Annotated in this window: 18 protein-coding genes and 1 pseudogene; 2 read left to right on the top strand and 17 right to left on the bottom strand. The window is 61.3% G+C overall.

The genetic code is table 11. From position 1 onward, the window contains the following. Nucleotides 1-466 precede the first annotated feature (466 nt). The 13 genes and pseudogenes from XI06_RS05715 to XI06_RS05660 form a co-directional block, all read right to left on the bottom strand. A complete protein-coding gene (locus tag XI06_RS05715; RefSeq protein WP_271604791.1) occupies nt 467-1,405 on the bottom strand; it encodes a phospholipase D family protein in 939 nt (312 codons plus the stop codon). Between the two features lie 48 nt (nt 1,406-1,453). Continuing rightward, nucleotides 1,454-2,215, bottom strand: coding sequence for a hypothetical protein (locus XI06_RS05710; RefSeq protein WP_271604790.1), 762 nt, complete (start codon nt 2,213-2,215; stop codon nt 1,454-1,456). Nucleotides 2,216-2,220: 5 nt separating this feature from the next. Beyond that, nucleotides 2,221-2,805, bottom strand: a complete 585-nt coding sequence (locus tag XI06_RS05705) for a hypothetical protein (RefSeq protein WP_271604789.1) — start codon at nt 2,803-2,805, stop codon at nt 2,221-2,223. A gap of 173 nt (nt 2,806-2,978) precedes the next feature. Continuing rightward, entirely contained in the window at nt 2,979-4,325 is a 1,347-nt protein-coding gene (locus XI06_RS05700) for a hypothetical protein (RefSeq protein WP_271604788.1), read from the bottom strand. A 150-nt stretch (nt 4,326-4,475) separates the two neighbouring features. Further along, nucleotides 4,476-4,901 (bottom strand): annotated as a pseudogene (locus XI06_RS43675) (TniQ family protein); the annotation flags it as partial. A 2-nt stretch (nt 4,902-4,903) separates the two neighbouring features. Beyond that, nucleotides 4,904-6,055 carry a TniB family NTP-binding protein gene (locus tag XI06_RS05695; protein ID WP_271604787.1) on the bottom strand — a complete coding sequence of 384 codons (1,152 nt, stop codon included), beginning with the start codon at nt 6,053-6,055 and terminating at the stop codon, nt 4,904-4,906. A gap of 11 nt (nt 6,056-6,066) precedes the next feature. Further along, nucleotides 6,067-8,532 (bottom strand): Mu transposase C-terminal domain-containing protein, encoded by a 2,466-nt coding sequence (locus XI06_RS05690; protein ID WP_271604786.1) that lies wholly within the window; start codon nt 8,530-8,532, stop codon nt 6,067-6,069. 87 nt (nt 8,533-8,619) lie between these two features. Beyond that, nucleotides 8,620-9,282 (bottom strand): TnsA endonuclease N-terminal domain-containing protein, encoded by a 663-nt coding sequence (locus XI06_RS05685; protein WP_271604785.1) that lies wholly within the window; start codon nt 9,280-9,282, stop codon nt 8,620-8,622. Beyond that, entirely contained in the window at nt 9,279-9,674 is a 396-nt protein-coding gene (locus XI06_RS05680; protein WP_271604784.1) for a hypothetical protein, read from the bottom strand. Before XI06_RS05680 ends, XI06_RS05685 begins: the two co-directional genes overlap by 4 nt. Before the next feature lie 928 nt (nt 9,675-10,602). Then, a complete protein-coding gene (locus tag XI06_RS05675; RefSeq protein ID WP_271604783.1) occupies nt 10,603-12,402 on the bottom strand; it encodes an AAA family ATPase in 1,800 nt (599 codons plus the stop codon). Between the two features lie 332 nt (nt 12,403-12,734). After that, complete coding sequence (locus tag XI06_RS05670; protein ID WP_271604782.1) at nt 12,735-13,325, bottom strand: hypothetical protein; 591 nt, start codon at nt 13,323-13,325, stop codon at nt 12,735-12,737. A gap of 82 nt (nt 13,326-13,407) precedes the next feature. Next, nucleotides 13,408-14,262: a metallophosphoesterase gene (locus tag XI06_RS05665; RefSeq protein WP_271604781.1), complete on the bottom strand. Its 855-nt coding sequence runs from the start codon at nt 14,260-14,262 to the stop codon at nt 13,408-13,410. Nucleotides 14,263-15,159: 897 nt separating this feature from the next. Next, nucleotides 15,160-15,342, bottom strand: coding sequence for a helix-turn-helix domain-containing protein (locus XI06_RS05660; protein ID WP_271604799.1), 183 nt, complete (start codon nt 15,340-15,342; stop codon nt 15,160-15,162). A 485-nt stretch (nt 15,343-15,827) separates the two neighbouring features. Here XI06_RS05660 and XI06_RS05655 point away from each other — a divergent pair, with 485 nt between their 5' ends. Both XI06_RS05655 and XI06_RS05650 read left to right on the top strand, forming a co-directional pair. Next, nucleotides 15,828-17,318, top strand: a complete 1,491-nt coding sequence (locus tag XI06_RS05655) for a TM0106 family RecB-like putative nuclease (RefSeq protein WP_271604780.1) — start codon at nt 15,828-15,830, stop codon at nt 17,316-17,318. A gap of 362 nt (nt 17,319-17,680) precedes the next feature. Continuing rightward, entirely contained in the window at nt 17,681-18,355 is a 675-nt protein-coding gene (locus XI06_RS05650; protein WP_271604779.1) for a class I SAM-dependent methyltransferase, read from the top strand. Between the two features lie 116 nt (nt 18,356-18,471). Here XI06_RS05650 and XI06_RS05645 read toward each other — a convergent pair whose 3' ends face one another. The 4 genes from XI06_RS05645 to XI06_RS05630 form a co-directional block, all read right to left on the bottom strand. Continuing rightward, complete coding sequence (locus tag XI06_RS05645) at nt 18,472-18,843, bottom strand: response regulator (protein WP_271604778.1); 372 nt, start codon at nt 18,841-18,843, stop codon at nt 18,472-18,474. 74 nt (nt 18,844-18,917) lie between these two features. Further along, nucleotides 18,918-20,045, bottom strand: a complete 1,128-nt coding sequence (locus XI06_RS05640) for a PAS domain-containing sensor histidine kinase (protein ID WP_271604777.1) — start codon at nt 20,043-20,045, stop codon at nt 18,918-18,920. Beyond that, entirely contained in the window at nt 20,038-20,826 is a 789-nt protein-coding gene (locus XI06_RS05635; protein ID WP_271604776.1) for an alpha/beta fold hydrolase, read from the bottom strand. The genes XI06_RS05640 and XI06_RS05635 overlap by 8 nt, the downstream gene beginning before the upstream one ends. 428 nt (nt 20,827-21,254) lie before the next feature. Then, nucleotides 21,255-22,427, bottom strand: coding sequence for a sensor histidine kinase (locus XI06_RS05630; RefSeq protein ID WP_271604775.1), 1,173 nt, complete (start codon nt 22,425-22,427; stop codon nt 21,255-21,257). Between the last annotated feature and the right edge of the window lie 229 nt (nt 22,428-22,656).

Raw genomic sequence — 22,656 nt, 5'->3', positions numbered from 1 at the left:
CTGTCGCGCACCTCATAAGACTGTCGGATGGTCACCGGAATCATTGGACTTTTCCGGTCGGCGCACCTCATAAGTGCGTCACGTGCACCTCATAAATTTGTCTTTTGGGGTGTTTTGCACCTCATAAGATTGTCTTTTGAATTCGGAAAATCGTTAGCAAAAGTGCGGGCCTTTTAGACGGCACGTAGTGCGTTAGAAATTCATCGACGATGGAATTGGCCGAAATTGCCAATTGCTTCCCCACGGGCTTCCTGGGCCCGTTAAGTGGCATCGACACAAATGAAGGCTGACGAAGTGGGAGGATTCCGCAAGAATTGGCTTGTTGGAACGTAAATCGTGTGGTCTCGGAAGCCTTTCGGCTAAGGAAACGAGGATCGGGCATCCGCCGCGGGTACGATCGGCTCGGTCGCTTCGTCGAAAAGCGCGAAGCTCTAGGGAAGCTTCATGGCAGTGGGCGCCGCGCCTCCTACTTCACCCGGGTCCATTTGCGGTCGATGGCGCGGGCCATCTCGGGCTCCAATCTCTGCACACTGCCGGGTTTGACCTTGCGCTGATAGTCGGCCGCCCGAAGTACCCGTTGAAACCGAGACCAGTTCACTTCGTGAGAATCTTTGGTCTCCTCGCTGAGATATATTCTGATCCAGTTCGGCTCGGTCCGCTTGAGCAGCACCGCCCGGCGGCGAGTGATGGTACGGCCTCTGCCGCTCTTAGGGTTGTAGACATGGATTAAGGTGTCGCCGACGCGGCACTCCTTGGCAAATTTACCTTTCTTGCCCCAGCGAATCCAATCGTACTCTTCGGCCTCTGCGCCTAGCCTTTCGTTGATCTCAGTAGTGGCGCGATCGATGTGCTTCTGTTCGTCATCGGTGGGATCGCGCTTCAGGTCGTAGACGCCGACGATCCACGTCGCGTTGCCAAGCCGCCGAACGCGGATCGGCTTCTTCGGCTTCCCCTTCGGCCATCCGTTGCGGACCACCTCGATCTTGCAGAGTGCTGCGATGGCTTGGTCGTCCAAGCGGCTTTTCTTGGTGCACAGTTGTGCGATGAAGGAGGCGACCCCGGACCGGATCGTCGGCTCGTCAGACAGCACGGCCGCCTCGGTAAGTCCTGATTCGGACATGTTCGCCGACCCCACGACGGCGTATTTCCCGATCAGCATGACTTTGGAATGCAGGCCTTCGCGGCTGTAGATGACGACGCCGGCCTTGTGGAGCTTGGCTAGGAGTTTGGCGTCGGTCTGTCCGGACCTGATAGATCGAGGGGAAGCGTCGGTAACGAGCACGTCTCCCATACGCAAACCGATGTGGTCCGCAGTCACGTAGGCGACCGCGAGTTTGCGGCTGCTGGCGGTACGGGCGAGCTTTTTGGCCTCGTGCCAAATTTCGGTCGTCAGGATTCTGTTCACGCGGCCTCGAAGGTCTGAAACGACAAAAGAGCGGTTGCCATGAGCGGGTCAGCGGTCGAATTCCTCGATCAGTGTCCAGCAGTAGGCGTCCACCGTGACGTAGTCGTGCAGCATCTGCTTGTGGAAGACGATGGTGGGCGCGCCGTCGAGCACCGAGTGGGTCATCCACGGACGAAATTTGCCGAGCGTCCGCTGCTCTCCGCGCAGGCGGTCATACTCGGCTTGGTCGCCGGCAAGAGCCGCTGCGATCGCGGCGGCATCGAGGACCTTGTACTGCTCCGCCGACGCCTCTTCGATGACATAGGGCGGGATGTAGAGCGGGATCCGATGTGCGAGCCCGTCGCGGAATGAGATCAGGTTGCCCAACCATTCCTGATTGTCGTCGAGGAACTTTCCGAATTCGGCCCTGAACGATTTGCGGACGTAGGGTTTCCCGAGGCCGACTTCGTGCCGCCCGAGCTCGGCGCCGCTCTTGCCGCGCACGTTCTTCTCCAGCACCCAAACCCAGGCGAGGTTCTCTAGGCATCCGAATGCGTTCATGACGAAGTTCTGGATGCAGGCGGTGGCATCCATTACCGTCGCAGTTTCGGGAACGCTCTCCTGGGCGGGCGGCAGCAACTCGAAGACGGTCTGCACCATATGGACCATCGTCGACAGACGACGGGACAATCCGTGCTGCACGTACTCCCGCGCCCGATCGTTCGTGAGAGCAAGGTCGAAGAAACCGGCCTTCAGCTTTCGCAGCTGCGCCGGCAATTCCGTCAGGCCGTTCGTCAACTCGTCGAGGGCGTCCTGGCTAAAATATCCCACCGGCCCTACGCCCCCACGTCCTCGACTTCCCCGCGATCGCCCAAGAGGGCGATCCGGATGCCGGCGGCCGCGCAGCGGGGCGCCAGCTTGCGCGCCAGCCGCAGCGTCACTGCGTTCTTTGGGACCACCGTCACCTGCCGGCCAGGCGACGGCTTCGACATCAGTCTCCCGACGATCTCGCACAATCCCTTGTCGAGCCGGGACAGACGACCTCGATGGCTCGTCTCGATCGCGCCGCCCTTGCTCTCGGCTTCTATGATTAGGCCCTCGGCGTCCGCCACGACGTCTCCAATGCCCGGCCGGGAGTGGACTATGATCCTGCGGCCTTCGCCGTCCTGGTACGTGCCGCTGAAGGCAGTGCCTCCCTCTTCGACGCGGCTGAAGCCTTGCTTGGCGAGCCATCCGGGAAAATCGAATTGGACGGCGTGCTGCCCGTCCGGATGGATCCGGACCTCCCGGACTGGCTCCGTCTCCAGCAGGTGCATGGCATACGCCAGCATAACCGCGCCTTCGAAGAAATGCCGGTCAGGCTCGCCTGCCGGCGCCCCCGCGGTCGGCGGGCGTTCCACGATCAGATCATCGAAAGGCATCGCCCCTGCCCGCAACTCGGGATAGTGCTCGCAAGCCTACTTCGCCCGATATCTAAAGGCGAGTCCGATCGCGCGGCTGTTCAACGATCGCTTCGCTATAAATAAGCCAGAACCCCAAGCTCCAATTCGGAAAGGCAAAGTGCGGTGACGAGCGGAAAGCGCGGAGCTCGCTTTTAAGCGACACCCTCGCGCCGGCTTGTCACCTTGACCGACCGGAGGCCGCTGACAAGCAGCGAGCGAAATTCGCCTAGCCTGTTTTCAATTTCAGGCCGTGAGACGCCGGGGAAAGAGCATCTAACCAGAGCAGAGATCGGCTTAATGCGCATGAATGTCAGACACCGACGCACCCGCTCGATGCGGCAGTTGCCGAGTTTGGCTAACTCGGTCACGCCGATGTACTTTTTGCGAAATTCGGCAAGCGAGGCCGCCGCGACAAGTTGACCACCTTTCGTCTGCCGGCTGCGCAGAAGACCTCGCGCCAGTAGCGCTTTCACGACGCGATTGGTGGTCGTTAGAACAGCTGCGGCGAGCGTGATCGGCAGGTCCATGCTGCCGACCAAATTCATAACCGCCAGGCGAAGTTCGTTCTCGTCAACGAGGGCGCCTGACACTCCGACTGACCCGGACAGCCTAGCCACAGCTTTGACTCTCCCATCCGCTATGAGCTTTAGGAAGAAGCCGCCGGACATGTTTAGAGATCTGCGGGCTTTCGACGCGCTTATCATTCCATCTGGAATGTCGTGCACCAGAGGTGAATCCCCGCAGATCTTTCTGATGAGATCATCTAATTCGCGCCGGCGGAAGACGAAACTGTTGCGCCACCGCCGATCCTTGAACAACGGGGTGATCAGCCCGGCAAGCAGAAGCTCCTCCGTAACCCGCAAATCGACGCCCAGTTGTTCCATGACGCCGTTTTTATCCATACCCTCCCGCAGGTCCTTGGCGAGCAATCTGAGCGCGTCGCCTTCGAACACGAGCACCCGCCCGGACCGCGCCTCTTTGCGAATCTTGCCCATCTGCACCCCAAACTTGCGCATTGAAGTCTTTGAGATGCCGCACACTCTAGCCGCCTGCTCGAGCGTATAAGTTGCAGGCAGACCACCATCATCGGTAAGACCCGTTGCCACGCTTCCTATGATGTGAAAGTTGGCCCTTGCGTGAGCGATGAGAGCATCGCTTAGGAACTCGGAGAAGCGCCGCCCGCCCCTTAAGTTGAACCAGTGATAGAACCAGCCGTAGGCCGTAGTGAAGCCGGGTTCGATATCCGGCTTTGCTCGCTTAAAGCCGGCCAGAAGCTCATCAAAGAGCGATGTGAACTCGCCCGATGCAATGATTTCGTATCCCCTCGCGCGTACTAGCGCCGGGTCGAGGGCCAACGAAGCGGCGCTTTGCCACTTGGTTGAAAATCCTCCCAGTTTAGCTGCACCGACGCGTTGCATCATATCGACCGCATCGCAATAGCTTAGCCCGTCGAGGCCTGCGCAGGGGGGTGCTTCGATCACACCAAAGCGTTTGAGCAACTGCATCTCCGCGGACAGCACACCCGGATCTGCGGTCTCGCTTTGGGCCGGTAGGTCGCGGCTGCAGCGAGCGCAGTAGAAGATTCTGGTGTCCTTCCAGGTCAGGCGGTCTTCGTTTCCGCAACCGCACCGATCTAGGAGGCGGAGTTTGTGGCGAGGGCAGGTGGTGATCGCGTCTAAGTCCCACCAGAACCGATGATGCCTAGCTTCACTGAGGCAGGCGGGGCAGACCCTTCTATGTTTCCGATTCAATTCTAGAGTGCCGATGGCTACGCCGCGCATAGTCATTGAGACACTGCCACTGTTGTACTTTCGTTCGGTGCGTTGCTCCCTCGGTAGCTCAACGGGAGAATTGAGCGCGAGCAAGTCGATCGGGCACCGGATAGCCTGTGCAAAGGCCGTTAATGCGGACCGCTTCCCAGATCGCAAGCTGGGCACAGCGACGCCAAGGCACTCGGCTACCAAGTCAACCGACGAGTAGCCGTTCAGTTCGACGAGATGTAGAAACAATCCGTGCGCGGGTTCTTCCGTCTCGGGTCGGCGCCATCTCGGCACCCCTGTCGTGATGAATGCCATGCTCAATGCTTCTTTGCGAGGACATTGTCCTTGGAGCGACCGCGGCGGCCGGGCGAGGAATCCTCCTTGGCCTTGTTTTTGGACGTCTGATTGAACTTCTCGAGAAGCTCGGGAACCTCCATCATGAACCAGTTGTCCTTGTCGTCGACGCCGCTGTCGCGATAGGCGGCCTCGAGCACGCGCAGGTTCAGTTTGCTCATGCGCTTCTCGATGGCGAGATCGGTTGCCTGGAACAGGATCTCCATCATCTTTCCGACGTGGCCGCCGCCGGCGCGCCAAAGGCGCAACGCCATGTGGTACTTCGAGATCTCCGATGATGTGTCGAAGGGGAGGATGATCGCCTTCGGATCGCTCCTGTCGTCGAGAAACGCGCAGAAATCGGTGAAGGGTGTTTTCGCGAAGCGGATATCGTCGCCGGCGTTCGTTTGCTCGCCGCGGATTGCGCCATCGCCCGCGACGAAGTCGTCGAGCGAGCATTTTAGGGGCTTGACCTCCACTTGCTTCTGCCTGAGGCGCAGCAACTGGTCGTTCGCGTTTTCGCCTTCGACGAGGTCGAGCATATTCGGCAGGCCGACGCATACGACCTGGACGCGGCACTTCATGATGATCTTGATGACGTCGGCCGCCTGGTAGGAATCGAGCGTTCCTTCGGTGAAGTGCTGCACCTCGTCGAAGATCATCATACCGACCTTCTGCTCCTCGATCTGATGCTTTATCTGATCGAAGGCCTCGCCGAAGTCGAACCGGCTCTTGAGCTTCACGCCCAATGTCATGGCGACGCTGCGCAGGAACGAGTTGAACCGCGGACGCGGCGGCACCACGATGACGACGACATGGCGCAGCCATCCGGCATCTTCGGTCACTTCGTAGATAGGTCTGATCGGCGTGTCGGGGTGGCGCGGTCTGTGCCATTCCGAATCCGGGCGCTTCGCCTTGAATTCTTCGGCGAGGTCGTCGACGAAGGCGGCGACGGCGGTGGACTTGCCAGTGCCGGTATCGCCGAGCACGAACCCGCCGTTCCCTTCGTTCTTGGTTCGCGACTGACGATGGAGCCGCGTGCAGAACGTCTTCACTTTCTGCACGTCGGGGGTCGGGATGACCTTGGATCCCAACCACCGTAGCCGGTCCTTGTGACTCATTTTGGCGAAACTCATGTCTTTCTCCTCTACTCCTCGTCGTCGATGGGGCGGGAGCGCACGGATGCCTTGCCACTGAAGTCGTCTTCGACGAATTCGTCCTCGAAAGCCGGTTGCTCGCTTGTGGTCTTGGGCCGGGGCGGCATCACCGCCTGCGGCTTCGGTTCAGGCTTTGTCGGCCTCTTTCGCGTGGGCCTGGCTGGGGTCGCAGTTTCCGATGCGGACGCCGGCAGTGGCGTGTCAGCCTTGTCCTCCTCGTCGTCGCCGTCCGCGTCCTCGTCGAAATCGAACTCCTCGTGATCGTCGGTCGAACGCGGGGGAAGCGTTTGGCCGCCGGCGGGCGGCTGCGTGGCGTCGCGGTAGGGACCGGTCTGTGAGGGCTCGGCGCGCACCTCGGTCTCACCCACGCGGTGCGGCTTCATCGGGCCATCGTCCTCGGGATCGTGCACGGGCTGGCGCACGGCTTCCCAGGCGCTCAGACCCTGCGAGGTGAATTCGAGGTACCGCTTGTAGGCTTTGCTGTCCTGGTAGCCCGCTCGGATGCCGTCGACGAATTCCTTGATGTCGGCGATCGCCTTCGCCCTGGCCTGCTCACGCTCCATGCCGTGGATCTTCTGGTTTTTCTTGCGGTTGAATTCGATGAAGAACCACTGATCCAGCGAATATTCGCGCGCGTCCGTCGGCTCTTTGAGATGGCCGGTCAGCCACTTCTGGTTCTTCTCGTCCCAGACGTAGGCCTTGGCCAGGTCGCGGGGATCGATGCGCACCGAGACGTCGGCGTCCTGGGGGAGCCGTCCGCGCAGATTGGCGAACGCTTTCGAGTCCCACCGCAGACCGAGATATTTGATGCCGCCTCGCCGCAGGCAGCGGTTCACCACGACGCCCATGAGCGCTTCGAAGTGCTCCTTCGGCGCCTTCCGGACGACATGCTGGGTCGTGGTGCTGCGCGACCAGACTTCGGCGCGAGAAAGCCGCAGGGTCGGGTGGTCGCCCGTGTTGTAGACGTCGATCACCCACCTCGCGATTATGAAGTTCAACTGGTCGATCGTGAGCACGGCGAATTTTTCGGACTTGTAGAATTCCCGTTGATAGAACTTGGAGAACGTCGTGCCCGGAAGGCTGTGGAGGAAGTCTTCCAGCGTTCCGAAAAACCGCTCGATCTTGCCCTTGAGCCAGGGCTTCCGCTTCTTGGTCTGGAAGGATTTGATGACAAGGAAGTCGAGCGTCTCGTCCATCGAACGCGATTTGAACTCGCGACCGTGATCGGTGATCAGGACTTTCGGCAGGCCCTCGCACTTCCACTCGTTCTCGATTCCCTTTTCACCGCGGTTCAGGCCCGCGATCAGCTCTCCCTTTGGAAAGACCGCGATGCGCAGCGCGTCCATCACGCTTACCCAGGAGGGTGGGGCGAAGCTGAGGGAGAAACCGACGATGCATCGGCTGTAGCGGTCGATGATGGCCGTGAGGCACGGACGCGCGTAGGCCTTTCCGCTGAACGGATCGATGACGAAGACGTCGAGCGGCGTATGGTCGACTTCCCATTGATGGTTGGCGTGGTCTCCCTGCGGGCCGAGTTCGACAGCGGAAAAGCGGCGCCGCGCCTCGTCGATCCCCAACTGACGGTTGGTGATCCTGAACTGGCCGATGCGTCCGACGAGCCTGCTGACGAGGTTCTTGCCGAGCAGGCGCTCCCCGCCGCGATCCCGGGAGATCGCCGGCAGGTCCCGGCCGGCCGCGCTGTTGGTGACTTTGCTGCAGGCGAGCTTCAGCGCGTCGGCGTGGGTCGCCGGCGTGGGGCAAAGGATAGCTTCCTCGATCGCCTTGTCGACCTCTTTGCGTACCCACTCGGGATAGCGGGGAGCGCGGTTGCCCTTGAGGCAGTGCAACGGCAGCAGGACGCGTATGTCCTGTCCCGAGGCGTAGTAGAGTCGGTACAGGCGTCGGATCGTCCGCGGGCTGGGCGGGTTGGCTTCGGCCGGCGGTGGCGGCTGGTCGACTTCGATGTCGCTCAGGATCCGCGCCATGAGCTTGTCGCGGACCGCTTCCCCTATCGTCGGTGGCTCGGTCTGTTCCTCGTCGGGCAGTTCGGGCGCCAGCGGGGGCGCAATTTCAGAACGGAGTTCGTCGAACACCGTCGAGATCGCGTTCTTGATGTGTTTCTTGCGGCGACGAAGGTCTTCGGGGAGGTCGTGAACGGCTCGGATGTAGCGCAGTCTTCGGAGCGCGACGGTACGGTCCACGAAGCTGAAGACCTTGAAGTCTGTCGCGCGGGCGCGCGCGATGTGGTCGACGAGGTCTTCCGGCAGTTCGTCGAGGACCAGTCTGAACTCGGTCGCCATTGCGCGCTGCTGCGCGCCCGTGAGCAGACGTTCGTCGCCGGTCTTGAAATCCCGATAGATCCTGCCGTCGCCGATCGCTTCGCCGGCGATGTGCAGGATGCCGTCAAGCAATACTTTGGTGTCCGGCTCGATGCCGGTTAGAACGCGGTTGGACATTTACGCCTTACCCCTACGCGCGAAGATTGCAGAAAGAAGCGGAGAATCGGTAAACGGGCGGCGAGCCGCCCGTTTACCTGGTGTTAGTCACAAGGGTCGTCCGGTCCGGACGAACGTCGTTTCCCAATCCCACTTGCGACGCGGGGAGAGCCGGATGAGTCCCTGCCAGGCGAGATGGATCGCGACGTCGAGACCGTCCCCTCTTCCGCCGATCGTGCGTTCAAGATCGAGCACGCTCGAACCGTTCGGCAGATTGAGGACGCCGTCGATGCCCGCCTGGACGCGGTTCTTCGGAAAGAACCTGCTAACCACCCCGGAAGTCATCGACGCGTTGTCGAGGCGCGGTTGGACGCGGATCTCGTTCTCTGTGTAGAGAGCGAAACCGTAGCCCGCGCTGATGGCGGCCCGCTCGATGGCCCCCCATTTCGCGCGCGCGTGCGCCGCTTCCTCGGCATCCTCCGGATAGAGGTCGAGCAGCGTCTTAACTTCGACGAGGATCCGGCGAGGGTCGCCGCTGACCGTGAGGGCGAAGTCCGGAATCCACCTGCGGTGTTTGCCGTCGAAGAAATACTCGACGACGCACGGCTGCGCCTCGATCCCGAGCAACGTGCGCAGGAACGCATCCGTCACCACAAGGAAGTCCATCTCGATCATGGACTCGAACGGAATGCCCTTCCATCCGCAGCGTGCCATCGGCACCTGCCCCGTGTAGTTGTCCCGTGAAGGGCGTCTTGGATCGCGAACGGTCATGGCACCCTCCTTCGGTTTGCCGGTGTCTCGATGCCGTGCTCGGCCAGGATCGAAGCGGGGACTTGGCGCAGCCACGATCGGCCGCGACGGCGACTGCGGTCCGCGCAACGACGGTTGATCCGGTCCAGTCGCTCGGCCTCGATCTGCACGATGATCGAAGCCACGCGGTAGCCGCCGATCAGCTCGACGACGTCGCCGACCGTGATGGTGGGCACGCCGCCGTCCGGGCCCGGGGGCAGGACCGCTTCGCCGATGAAGGTGCCGGTCTCCCGGTCCGAACAGGTCACTCGGTAGTGCGCGACCCGTTCGCACTCGGGATCGCGCAGGACCAGGACCTCCCAGTCGATCCGGGACAGGTCGAGTTCGTGGTGAGATGTCGATGTGGTGCACATGGTGCGCCCCCTTTCCTTCGGGGGCAGAGCTGCCGCGGAGCCGGATGTCTCCGACGTCCAGTCGGAGACCGTTCACCGTGCCGCGGACAAGGCTCCGCCGTTCCCGCAAAAGAGCTTTTTGCGGGTTTGCCTCGGGATCGACTTCGGGCTATGGACTGCGGTGATGAGACGCGACGCCCACGGCCCTCCATCGGGTTCGTCCGGATGTCGAAGGCAACGCTCCTGGCGGCGGAAGACCGGGCCCAAGAATCCCCGGTCCGTCGACGCGAAGGAGCGTTTCGCTTTTCAGCGACGCCCAAGACCTTCCGGTCGCCGCGCGACGGCGCGGCTCCTGCGGAGGATCAATCAGGTTTGATGCACCTCCCCGGACGTCTCCACATCGCGCGCCGTTGCGCGTGCGAGACATCCGTGGGGCTCGCCGAAGTCACTCCAGGGCGCATGGTCCGCGTGCGAGGCTCTCCGGGCGGATCGTCCGGACAACCTCAACATCGCGTCGTCCGCGTGGCGAGGGCTTCGGTCGTTGTGGGGAGGGTGGCCCGCTCCGGACGCATCGCGCGGTCGGGGAGGCGGGATTACGAAGCTAGGTCAGCTCCGAATACTTTGACGCGAGGTATCATGGCGAACTCCTCGGAAACCGGCAGGGGCGCCGGAAGGCGATGCGAATTTGAGACGCGTCGAGGAGACTTGACCTCATCCGCCGGACGGAGCCGGCGGATCCTTTCGAACGGATCAGCCGGTCTATGCCTGGCGTACGAAGCGCATCGCCCTCGGGCGTGCGGAAAGGATGGTCGGTATAACTGTCATGCTCGCCCCATAGCATGGGAGCGATCGATGTTCCGTTCACGGGGTCGCTAAAGTTCTACGAATTCGATGCTCATCGTCTCTCGCATGCCTTCCTGGTGCAGCGTATTGGCGATATCGGCCGCGATCACGGCTGCAGTTCCGTCTTGCTCGAGCCGCGGACGGGCGGATGCGCTTCGAAGATCGTGCGCACGGAGTCGCCGCTCAAGTGACGGCGGCGCTGCAGCGCCTTCGCGACGGCGACGACGGCATCCCGATACTTGTCCACGATCTTGTCCGCGCGCTGCTGCAGTCTCTGCAGGTCGGCCTCGACGACTTCTCGCAGCGAGCGGTCGTATCGGACCGCTTCCAATGCGTCCTTCCGGGAGCCGAGGAAGGCGATGGTCCCGCCTACGCCCCAAGTCAGGTGGAGGGATGCGATTGCTTCCGTGGCGAGCCCGATATCGGAGCCCTCATCTCCACCCCCGCCGATCGATTCGCCGGTGGCGAGCAGCATCCGCTCGGCGGCGCGCCCACCCAGGAACATGGTGGCTTGGTCCTCGATCGTGCGCCGCGTCGGCAGGTCGTTCGCATCGGCCTGGACCAACGTGCGATTGGCGCTGCCCGTGCGGGCGCCCACGACGCAATGGCTTAGCCTGCCGAATCCGATCGCGAGCGCAGTGACGGCATGGCCCGCCTCATGGACGCAGATGCGCCAGTCGGTCTTCGACGGGATCTTATCGGCCGTCAGCATGGCCGCCCTAAGATCTGCCACTGCGAGCGGGCGCCCGGCGTGCCGGGCAATGCGGCGCGCCTCGCGCACCAAAGCCATGACTTCCGCGCCTGTCGAGCGCTCCATCATCCCGGCGATCTCCGGCAGATGACGATCGGGCAAGTCGCCGGCGACGTGGAAGCGGAGCATGTTTTCGACGCCAGCGGCGTCCGCGCGCTCGAGCCTGACCATCTTCTCCAGGCGACCTGGACGCAGCAGCGCGGGGTCGACGCCATGCGGATTGTTGGTCGCGGCCACCACGATGACGCCGTGGCGCGGCGAACCCGTCGATGACGATCCCATCGAATTATCCAGCCTGAGAAGCAGGTCTGTGATCAGCGGCAACCAGTAGTCCTTGTTGCGGGAGCCCGAATTCGAGGAGTTGAAATCGTCCCGGTTGGGGACGGCGTCAATCTCGTCCAGGAAGGCGATCGAGCAAGGATTCGCCAGCGCGGCACAGCGGTCGAAAACCGACCTCATCGATCGGATGACATCGTCTAAATACCCACTTTTTGTGAACCAATCCGCGCAGCTCGTCACGACGATGGGCACACCGCATTCGCGGGCCAAAATGCGGGCGTAGAGTGATTTCCCGCACCCCGGCTCAGACACCAGGCAAATTCCCTTCGGAATTTGGCTCCATTCCAGCGCCCCTTCGCGGAACGCCGCAATATCTCGCTTAAGTTGCAATCCAAAAGTTCTCGCCTCCCCGTATTCCACGGCGGTCTTCAAATCGGGCAGCTTGTCCTCGACGGTTTCGCCCCGCGACGCCAACGTCGCGGACTGGAGCCGTTCGACGATCTTCGCGGGACCGGATCCGGGCCGGAAACAGGCGACGATGTCGTGCAGATCGAGACCGATGCCGAGACCGGGCGGGAGATCCTTCGGCGACCGCTTGGTGAAGCGTGCGATGGCCGTCGCCAACACGGCCGGCGAGGGCACTGCAACGCGGATCGTGATGTCGACGGCGGAAAGCAGGGCGCGCGGAAGCAGCGTGGCGTCGGCGGAAACGCCGGCCACGCACAATCCGCGCGCCAAATCGCGCGAGACCTCGTCGGAACCGACGTCCCCGTTCTGGGTGCGGGCTTTTCCGTCGCGCGCGATCAGCAGCCAGCGGCCGCCGAATTTGGCGCGGAAGTAGTCCTTCATGGGCCCGACCCAGGCGGGCGAGGGCACGACGACGATGGCCGCCAGCGACTGATTGTGTTCCAGCTTGCGAATGACCTCCTTCGGGACCGATGCCTCGAAGGAAGCGCCCATCACAGCGGTCATTGCGGACTGGCGACCGCGCTTCGCCGGCTTGGACGGCGGGGCATCGTCGTCATGATCTTCGGCTTCGATCTCGGGCTCTTCGATCGGCGGCATCTTGAGGATCATGCGTGTGTTGGCGTCGACAGCGCCGCGCGTGAAGGCGTTCCTGGGCGTAGCCCTGAGATCGACGAGGCGCTTCGGCACCATCCGGCAGGCGACAGACGGCTTCTTGCCGGTGCGGCGGGACGTGGATTTCTTCATGAACGAGACCTCACAATGGAAAGCGGTCCGAGCGGAGCGGACGTCAAATCGATTTCGAGAAGATCGTCGCAGGCAAGCGACAGCACGGACGGCGTGGGATCGCGGTCCGATCGGATGCTCTCCAACAGGCGGACGAGTTCCATCGGTCCGTCGTCCCGCAGCACCTGCAGGATGCGGATCCGCAGGCCGAGCGGCACGAAGCGGCGGTTGTGCGACCAGACCTGGTCGATGTTGGACCGCCGCGGCTCCGCCTTCAGGTCGTCGGCCGTGACGACGACCGGCTTGAGTCCGAGGTCGCGCAGCGCGATCTGAACGAGCCCCTCCTCGTCGACATCACGGAGCCTGCGCGCGGGAACGACGTCGAGAACGAAGCGGCCGTCCTCGCGCGTGAGGACGACGGCGTCGAGGTCTATCGGTACGGACGCAACATGTGCGGTCGCAACATGACCAATCGCGCGAACTTGGGGGTCGAGCGACGCCTGGACGAGGCCCGCTCGAAGAGCAGGATGTCGTGCCGGGATCGGGGCAGGTGCCTTGGCGGATACGAAGAAATCGGGGCGGCCCGTGAGGAGCCTGCGGATGCGCATGTCGGAGCACTCGAAACCTGGTTGAGGGGAAGGGTGGGCTCGTTGCGCTTCTGGTCATGTCTGTCGGTCATGGCGTCCCCTTTCAGATCTCGAGAATGAAGTTCGGGTCGAAGTGCGGATTCTCCCAGCGGCGCTCCCGGGGCGGCCAGGGCCCGTACCCCTTCGAATTGCTGACCACCAAGGTCCCGCCTACCAAGGCCCGGAACGATTCGTGGGTATGGGCGAACAGCCAGACGTCCGCCGGCCGCAGCGCGTGGACGCCCTCGGCCGCCGGCTGCGACTTCATCAAGGCCGTCAAATCGCTGCGGTAGGCGGCGTCCAGCATCTCCTCGTCGGAGAGCCGACCCGCCGGATCGGGACGCTCGTCGGGAAGATCGGGCAGCGGCGAATGATGCGTTACGATCACCAAGCGATGCCCGGGCTCGCAGGGCTTGCGCATTTCCGCCTCCAGGAAGGCACGCGACTGCCGATGGCGCGCCAACGCGTGGTGGGCGCGGAAGCGCTGGCGGTAGCCCCCGGTGCGGATCTTGCGGAAATCGTTCATCCTGTCGTTGGCCACCGCCATTGCGCGAGCCTGGTCGCCGTGCAGCTCGAAATCCGTCCACATCGTCGTGCCGGCGAACGTCACCTTCCCCTTCTCGTCCTCCAGCGTGAGGGTCCGGTTCTGGAGAACGTGGACGTTCGTGCCGGCCGCGGCCTGCATGGCTTTCTCGACCGTTCTGGTCTCGTCCGTGCCATAGGATTCGTGATTGCCCGCGACATAGATCACCGGCTTGTCTGGCACCCGGTTCAAGAGCCAGCGGACGCCACGCTCCATGCGAGGGACTAGGTCGCCGGCCATCACCATGACGTCGAAGGCCGGCCGCTCCGCTGGGGGTGGGAGGTCCCAGCCGCGGGTCAGCTCAATATGAATGTCTGACATAGTCCACAGGCGCACGATCAGATCCTTTGTTGACTTTTCTCAGGTGTTCGGAACGAGCGGCGATGCACGCTTTGCAGGGCAACGTTTCCTTCGCCCGCGTCGAAAAGAGTCTACGGTCCAAGTACAAGTGTACCCGGGCCAAGGCGCTGAGAATGGAGATCGAGCCGCAAAAGGTTTTCGCAGGCGAGCGCGCATATCGACCCAGTGACGTCAAGGATGCGCGTGAGATTTTCGAGTTCGAGGATCGTTTTCGGTCCGTCCTCAAGAGCGATCGAAATCTTCAGTCTCTCCATTAGCGATACGCGCCGGCCCGCATGCGACCAGATAGTCCGCGCATTCGAAAACAGAGGCTCACGGTAAAGATCCTCGGCATCCCGCTCGAGCAGTCGTAGGCCATGACGATCCAAAACAAATTTGAGAGAGTCGTGATCCTCTTGGCTGCGCTCAGGGCGTTTTTGATGCACGCGTAGGAGGTATGCGCTATCTCCCCGCCGAAGAACCACGCCACTCAGGGAGACAGGGGGGCACTCGATCTCAGGGCCACTCCGATGGTGGATGGCGAGAACAGAAGAATCCAGAGAAGCTTGCTCCAGTGCATAGCGAAGGAGAATGTCGCGCACTGGTATTGCGGCACGGCATTTCGGACTGGTGAATAAAAGGGGACGTGCGAGTGGCGGCCGAGATATCGGCGACTGAATATGCATGATTTTGCCCCGATATTCTAAAGTTGGGAGAGCTAGGATGTCTCCAATCGACGCCGTCAAAAATGCGCGACAAACAAGATGACGCTCATTTTTTCTATGTACGATATAGCGTACATCAAAAATGCGTCGAAGCTGTGGCGCTACGCACGTCCCTGTATCGTCAAAAGTTCGTTGAGATCGTTAGGCCGAAATCTTTCGATGGACTAATCTACCGGCCCACGCTCAGTAGCTCAGCCGGCTCGACGTCGAGCGCCAATGCGATACGCACGATCGAGTCGAGTGTCGGATTGGCCTCTCCTCGCTCGACCTCGCTTACCAGGGCACGACGGATGCCGGCGTCATCGGCCAAGTCGGCTTGGCTTAGCTTGAGGGACAGTCTCAAGTCCCTCACGTTCCGGCCAAACGTAGCCTTCACGCGTTTCTGGTGTTTTGCGAAGGACTCAGCTTCAGTCACGACTTGCCTATGAATCCTTGCCCTGCCATATCCACAAAGGCGCGTGCGACTGTCCCTCTGCCACGCCTTTGTTAGCTACGCCACAGCAATAATCCTTAATGCCAAGGATTCAACCAATAGTTTTTTCGGTGGCCGCCGCCTCGCCAGATAAAATTTTGTCCGCCGCTGCGGTGCCGCGTGATATTTATTCGGAAATAGCGCAATTCTCAAAGGGTCAGCTCGAGGGGCAATATGTCGGGATGAGCGTCTGTTGCTGAACGCCCATTCTAGTGTTTTAGCAACTGCATCTTCCGCTGGTGCGGGCGTGGGACCGCGGCGAGCTGTAGCTCATTCCTGAGCCTCGTCCCTCTTAAGATACCTGTGTTGGCCTCGCGAGAGGTGCGAACATTCACGCTCTCAGTCGAGAGCTTCTGGAGCGTTTCGTGGCCGTGACAGCTTCTATTCTGTACAATCTCGTCGAATGCCCCCAACGCGTCGCCCTGGATGCATTCGGCGATCCCGCAAGGCGAGACAATGTGAGTGGATTTGTCCGGCTGCTTTGGGAGCGTGGAACGCTGTTTGAGCAGCAAACGGTCGCCAATTTAAAGATCCCGTTTGTCGATCTCTCCAACGTGAACGAACAGAATCGGGAGCGGCTGACGCTTGATGCCATGACCAACGGCCAGCCCCTTATCTACGGCGGATGCATAAGGGCAGGTGATCTACTTGGGAAACCCGACCTGCTGCGCAGAGAAGTCGGAGGCTACGTTCCAGGCGATATCAAATCAGGGCGCGCGCGCGCCACAGAGGGTGCCGATGAAGATCATGGTGGTCGACCGAAACGCCATTACGCCGTCCAGCTCGGGCTGTACGTCGATGTCCTCGAGAGGCTGAATCTGTCGGCGGGACGCCGGGCGTTCGTCTTGGACATTCAAGGCGACGAGGTCGAGTACGATTTTCGTGATCCTTCCAGACTTTGGGGCGACTACCAAAAGGCGCTTGCCAGCGCGCGCTCAATACTTGCGAAACAGGTCGTGCCGACGCCCGGCTACGGCAACGTCTGCAAGCTTTGCCATTGGCACACGGCCTGTCTCGCTGAGCTTACCGAAGCGGACGATTTGACATTGATTCCGCTTCTCCGGAGATCCGACCGCGACAGCATGCGGGAACGCATTGCGACGATAAGCGCTTTCTCCGACATAAGTCCTCGCGAATTCATTAGGGGCAAGAAGACGGCTTTTGCCGGCATTGGAGCGGACCGTTTTCGCATGCTGCACGCACGTGCCGTCATGCTCAAATCTTCTTCGCCTAAGCCATATTTGCGGTTGCCGATAAAGCTCGACGTCTTTTCCATCGAGCTGTTTTTCGACATCGAGGTCGATCCACTCCGAGGGATTTGCTATCTCCATGGTTTTGTGGAGCGAAGGAACGGAGACAATAAAAGCGAGCGGTTCGAAGGATTTTTCGCAGACGAAGCCACCCGGGGGGCGGAACGCGACGCTTTCGCTGGGGCTCTTGATTACCTGAATTCTAGAGCGGGCGCGGGAATTTACTATTACTCCAAGTATGAACGCACCATTTATCGCAAGCTGCAGCAGAAGTATCCGGACATCTGCTCACCTGAATACGTGGAGAAGATTTTCGATCCGCAGCGCGCGGTGGATCTTTATGGAGATGTAGTTCTGAAGGCGACCGAGTGGCCGACCAGAGACCACTCGATCAAGTCGCTGGCCAAGTTTTTGGGTTTCGCTTGGCGGGATATCCACCCCTCCGGCGCCGCCTCCATCGAATGGTATGACCGTTGGTGCCGAGGACGGGACCCCCTCATCCGACAGCGCATATTGGACTACAACGAGGATGATTGCCGCGCCACCCGAGTGTTGTTGGACGGCATCAGAGCACTGACGGTAGCTACCTTGGACTCAAAAAGCTGAACGATGGCCGCGCCCGCCGAGGGGCGAGCCTCGATGGCGGAGAGAGTGGGACTCTCTTCCCCAGAGCGCCGGATGCGCGAAAACCTCCGAAAAACAAGGATTCCCGAAAGGGCCGGTTGGTTTTTGTGACCACCGCTGTGTACCACCGGTTCGGCGATTCGGACCTTCAATCTCGGCCATTTTCAGGGCGGTCGAGGATCGTAGGATCGGATCACAGGGCACTCTCGGGGGGCGGAGACGAGGATAATAGGTGCGGAGATCGCGGAACGGTGCATTCGCGAAGTCGGAAGCTCTACACCCGCCTTCGCGGCGCAAGACGGTTCGTGCTAGTCATCACGGGACTGAGACAGCGACTGCCCGCCTTGACAGCCACGACCATTGCCGACCTGCAATCCTTCATCCGAGCCAACACCCGGCTGAGATCGGTGCCGCTGGTCCAGGAAATCGCGGTCTTCCTCGCCGATGAATCGCTGCCGCTCTGGCAGCAGACCGAGAACGAGCTGAACGAGGCCGGCCTTCCCCCGCCCTTCTGGGCCTTCGCCTGGGCAGGCGGTCAAGCGCTGGCACGCTACGTGCTCGATCATCCCTATACCGTGCGGGACCGGCGCGTGCTCGACATCGCTTCCGGCTCCGGACTTGTCGGCATCGCGGCGATGAAGGCAGGCGCGGCCGGGGTGACTGTGTCGGACATCGACGCCTTCGCGATCGCGGCTGCCGAACTCAATGCGGAGGTCAACCAGGTCCACCTCACGTCATGCGGCGAGGACGTGCTCGACACTCAACCAAACGACCGATGGCAGACCATCCTCGCGGGCGACATTTTTTATGAGCGGGACACCGCGGCGCGTGCCTTCGCATTTCTGGCCGAACATGCGCGCGCCGGCGCGACCATCTTGATCGGCGACCCCGGCCGCTCTTTCCTTCCGAAGGCAAAACTTGTCCGACTCGCCGACTATCGCGTACCGGTGACCCGCGACCTAGAAGACGCGGAGATCAAGCATACGGCAGTTTGGAGCATCTCGCCGGATTCTTTGTAAGTTGCGTGCAGGGCTTTTCGAGAGTTTGCGGATGGGCTGCTCCCGCCTACCTTCAGACGCCTTCGAACTCGATGGCCCCCCGCTGGCTTCGAGAGGGGCGGAAAATGTGATTGATTTCAGGCGATCCCCGTCATGTCCCTCAGCGTCGCGATGAGTTCGGCACCGCGATACGGTTTAGGCAGAAACACGCTGCCCTCCGGTAAATCATCGCCCGCGGCCCTGACATGACCCGACGTCGCGACTATCTTGATCGGCGGCCAGCGATTCCGAACGAACCGGGCAAGCTTCAACCCGTCCATCGAACCGGGCATCTGGATATCGGTGAAGACAAGGTGGATATCGGACCGGGCCGACAGAACTGCGATCGCCTCGTCGGCACTTGCGGCCGGGATGACGTCGAACCCCGCATCCTCCAAAATCTCGACGGAATCCATCCGCAGCAGGAACTCGTCTTCGGCGATCAGGATGACAGGCTTCACTTTCGACATTTCAGCATGACCTCCGCATGCCAAGCAACGCGGGGAGGATTGGTTCCGAAACAAAGGGCGTCAGAGGCGCGCGATCATTTTGCCCGATCGTTCCGGACGAGCGGCATCGAGAACGCGAACCGAGTTTCCTCCGGCGTCGACGTCACGTCGATCCTTCCGCCGTGCGCTTGCGCGATCTGCGAAGCAATATGCAGTCCCAGTCCGAGTCCGTTTCGGCTGTTGCGGACCTCTCCGCGGAAGAACGGCTCGAACAGTCGCTGCATGGCGGCCTCTGGAATGGGCTCGCCGGAATTCGCCACCCAGAGCCTGAATTTATCGCCTTCTATTCTGGCCCCGACCCGCACTGGCTGGTCGGGCGCTCCATGAGTAAGGGCGTTACCGATCAGGTTGGAGGCCAACTGTCCGATACGCGCGCGATCGCAGTCGACGGGTTCGCTTATCTCGAAGTCGGTCTGGATCAGGCGTTGAGGAGACGCCGTTCGTAATTCGTCGACGACCTGCTCGAGCACAGGCTCGATCGGCTTGGCGTCTCGGTGCAAGGTGATGCCCCCTCCCAGTCGTCCGCGCGCGAAATCCAGAATGTCGTCAATCAGATCGGACATACGGGTGACGGTGGAGTTGATCATGTCGAGGACACGAAGTTCTTTTTGTTCTTGCAGCGCGCCCGACCGCTGCAGTATCCGCGCGCCGGCGCTGATGGCCGCAAGCGGATTCCGAAGATCGTGGCCGAGGACGGCAATGAATTGTTCGCGCAGCTGTGCGGTTTCCTGCTGAGTGGCCAGACCCTCCTGAAGCTTCGACTTCGACTCCACTAGTTCGCGTTCGTAGCGTCGACGGTCGGTTGCCTTGATGACGACGATGGCCGTGAAGAGAAGATCACCATTTTCATCGCGGCGCTCGGAAGCATTGGCTATCACCGGCAGACGCTGGCCTGCCGCGGTCTCGAAATCGAGCGCGAACTCGTTGAAGAAGCCTTGCATGCGCAGCAAGGGCGCGATGTGGGTTTCGTAATATATACGGCCCGCCATGTTGAGAAATTCATGGAGCCGCCGCCCGAGAATTTTATCGGCTGCATAGCCGGTCCAGGTCGTGAGTGTCGCATTGACCCGCGATATGCGACCGTCGGGTCCTAGCGTGAGATAGCCGCACGGGGCGTTCTCGAAGAGATCGCGGTAGTCGTAGATGGGGCCGAACTCAGACATAGGCCCTGATGGCAGCGACGACTTCGGCCGGCGCGCTTAGGTTCGGGCAGTGTCCGGTGGCCTTGAGAAATACGATTTCGCTGCCGGGAATGCGGCTTCGCACGAACTTGCCGACCTCCTCGGAGGCGATGATGTCCTCGCTGCATTGTAGGATCAGGGTGGGGACCCTGACCTTGGGAAGGTCGCTCCTGTTGTCCGAGGTAAACGTCACCCGCGCGAAGGCCTTCGCAATCTCCGGGTCGGTGCGACAAAAGCTGTTGGTCAATTCCTCGCCGAGCTCCGGACGATCCGGGTTGCCCATGATGGATGGTGCCATCGCAGCGGACCAGCCCATATGATTGTCTTCCAGGAAGTCGAGAAGCTCGGCGATCTGTTTTTCAGTAAAGCCGCCGACGTAATCGCCGTCGTCGATATACCTGGGGGACGGGCCCACCAGCACCATTCGTCCGAACAAATCCGGGGCCTTCAAGGAAGCCAGCACCCCTATCATAGCGCTGACGGAATGACCGACGAATACGGCGTCCCTCAGTCCCAATGCGCGGCCGATCTCAACCAGGTCGTCGGCGTACCCGTGCAGCGTCGAATACTTCGACTTGTCGTAGGCCGACAGGTCGGAGCCGCCGGCGCCGACGTGGTCGAAAAGTGCGACTTTGAAATCGTTCTCGAACTCCGGAGCCACGAACCGCCACATGTTCAGATCGCAGCCGAAGCCATGAGCGAAGACCATGAACCGATCACCCCGGCCACTGACGTGGACGTTGTTTCTCGCCATCACATTCATACTGAATCCTTGACTGTCGCCGACCGGAAGGGAATTAAGCGCGTCGCATTCGATCGAAAACTGGCATGCCCCGAGAGCCAAGCCGCGGCAGGACCATTCGTTCCTTCGAGCGCCGCATCTTGCGGTGCCACTGCTCGGAAGCGGGCAAATCAGGGTGATCCGGCTAAATTGAGTCGCGGAACACAATCGAGACTTTTACTCAAGACACCACTTTTACTAATCTAGCGCAGAATCGATACGGGGGCCGGGCAGGACCTGCAATCGGTCGATTGGCAGACACAAGGCCAAATGCCGAGCTTAAGGCTCTGGTACATCCCGCTTTTAACGATATTGGCGTTTGCCGCCGTCGCGTGGGCGCTGATCTATTCTTCCCGGCGCCTCTCCACGCACTTGTGCGCGGTGATAATTCGCAGCGATAGAGGCGCCGCTCAGGTCCGAAGCGCGACCAAAGGCAGGCAGATCCTGACGCACAGCCCGCCGGGTCCCCAGTCGCGTTCGATCTTTCCTCCGATCCTCTCGATTGTGGTCCCTACCAGCTTGGATCCGAATCCTTCGGCGCTCGGCTCTTCCACCTCGCATGCGCCGCTCTCCGTCCAGGTCATCCGGATCTGATCATCATCAATTCCCCAGGACACAGCGACGGTACCATCTTCGCGGCTCAGCGAGCCGTATTTAGCGGCGTTTGTCGCAAGTTCGTGGAAGACGAGAGCCAAATGATTGACGGCTTGCTCTCCCAGCGCGATGGGGGGCCCCTCCAGCGCAGACGAACCTCGTTCGTAGGGACGAAGGATTCTCGCGATCAGATCGGAGAAATTCGCAACTGCCGTGACGTCCCTACCGAAGGAGCGACGGATTAGTCCATTAGCTTCGGACAAAGCGTGCAGCCGGCCTGACAAGGTCCGGGTCAGTTCCTCCTTCGACGCGGCGTTGCGCGCTGTCATCCGGACCATGCTGTCGGCGACGCTGAAGAGGTTCTTGATGCGGTGGCTCATTTCCCTCATCAGAGTTTCCTGCTGCTGCAAGGCAAGACTGAGCCGTTGCTCGGTTTGGATCATGCGCAGCGCCATGCCGGCAAAGGCAGCCAACTCGGACATCACGCGAGCATGCTCCTTGGTGAAGCGGCCCGGTTCGGAGGAGACGAGCCAGAGGGTGCCAATGGGGCCCGACTCCTTCACTGTCAGCGGAACAAGCAACACTTCGGGCACCGTGATGCCAGCCTCTGCGATCCAATCGTAGGCCCGCTCGGGCCGCTCCATCAGAATCGGTTCAGCGAGATCGAGGCACACGCCGCAAGGACTAAAATTGCGGGGCGTGGTCGCGCCTTCGAAGGTGGCGAGCTCGCCCGCAAGGGCGAACCAGCGAAAGCGAGCGCTCTCCGGTTCGTAGATGCTGATGCCTGCGGAGTGCGCGCTGCAGATCTCCATCCCTAGCTTGACTAAGCGAGGCAGGACATCGTCTGGACGGTCTGACATCACGGCGGCGAGGTCCTGGATGGCCAGCTTCTCGCGCAGAAAATCAGGAGCATCAGCCGCGCGCGCGGAGAGCTGGTCGGTGATGAAGACCGTAGCCACCGGCTCGGGCAACTGGATCTGCGATTGCATGGGGGGCTCGACATAGAGGCCAGGTCATCCTGCCACCGACAGGTACGCCTTTCCAGTGCAGTTTGCGGCCAAGGAGAGGGCGCGAACCGAACCCGCACGGTATCGCGAGCCGCGACCGTCCCCGCCCGTCCTCCCCCCGAACCCCGTCCCAGGCCTGTGTTCACCGGGCTTGCGACCTTGCCGAAGGCATCGCTCAAAGCAGGCATAGCAAGCGTCAGTCAGCCGCATA

Source organism: Bradyrhizobium sp. CCBAU 11434 (assembly GCF_028128895.1).
Classification (GTDB): Bacteria; Pseudomonadota; Alphaproteobacteria; order Rhizobiales; family Xanthobacteraceae; genus Bradyrhizobium; species Bradyrhizobium zhengyangense.
Note: the sequence above shows the minus strand (reverse complement) of the source record. Positions and strands in the feature narration are given on the sequence as shown.

Bases quoted from the DNA above. Each gene is read 5' to 3' on its own strand.
- XI06_RS05635 (WP_271604776.1), bottom strand. From the start codon at position 20,826: ATGAATGTGATGGCGAGAAACAACGTCCACGTCAGTGGCCGGGGTGAT.
- XI06_RS05690 (WP_271604786.1), bottom strand. From the start codon at position 8,532: ATGTCCAACCGCGTTCTAACCGGCATCGAGCCGGACACCAAAGTATTG.
- XI06_RS05685 (WP_271604785.1), bottom strand. From the start codon at position 9,282: ATGACCGTTCGCGATCCAAGACGCCCTTCACGGGACAACTACACGGGG.
- XI06_RS05640 (WP_271604777.1), bottom strand. From the start codon at position 20,045: ATGTCTGAGTTCGGCCCCATCTACGACTACCGCGATCTCTTCGAGAAC.
- XI06_RS05680 (WP_271604784.1), bottom strand. From the start codon at position 9,674: ATGTGCACCACATCGACATCTCACCACGAACTCGACCTGTCCCGGATC.
- XI06_RS05705 (WP_271604789.1), bottom strand. From the start codon at position 2,805: ATGCCTTTCGATGATCTGATCGTGGAACGCCCGCCGACCGCGGGGGCG.
- XI06_RS05630 (WP_271604775.1), bottom strand. From the start codon at position 22,427: ATGCAATCGCAGATCCAGTTGCCCGAGCCGGTGGCTACGGTCTTCATC.
- XI06_RS05670 (WP_271604782.1), bottom strand. From the start codon at position 13,325: ATGCGCATCCGCAGGCTCCTCACGGGCCGCCCCGATTTCTTCGTATCC.
- XI06_RS05695 (WP_271604787.1), bottom strand. From the start codon at position 6,055: ATGAGTTTCGCCAAAATGAGTCACAAGGACCGGCTACGGTGGTTGGGA.
- XI06_RS05645 (WP_271604778.1), bottom strand. From the start codon at position 18,843: ATGTCGAAAGTGAAGCCTGTCATCCTGATCGCCGAAGACGAGTTCCTG.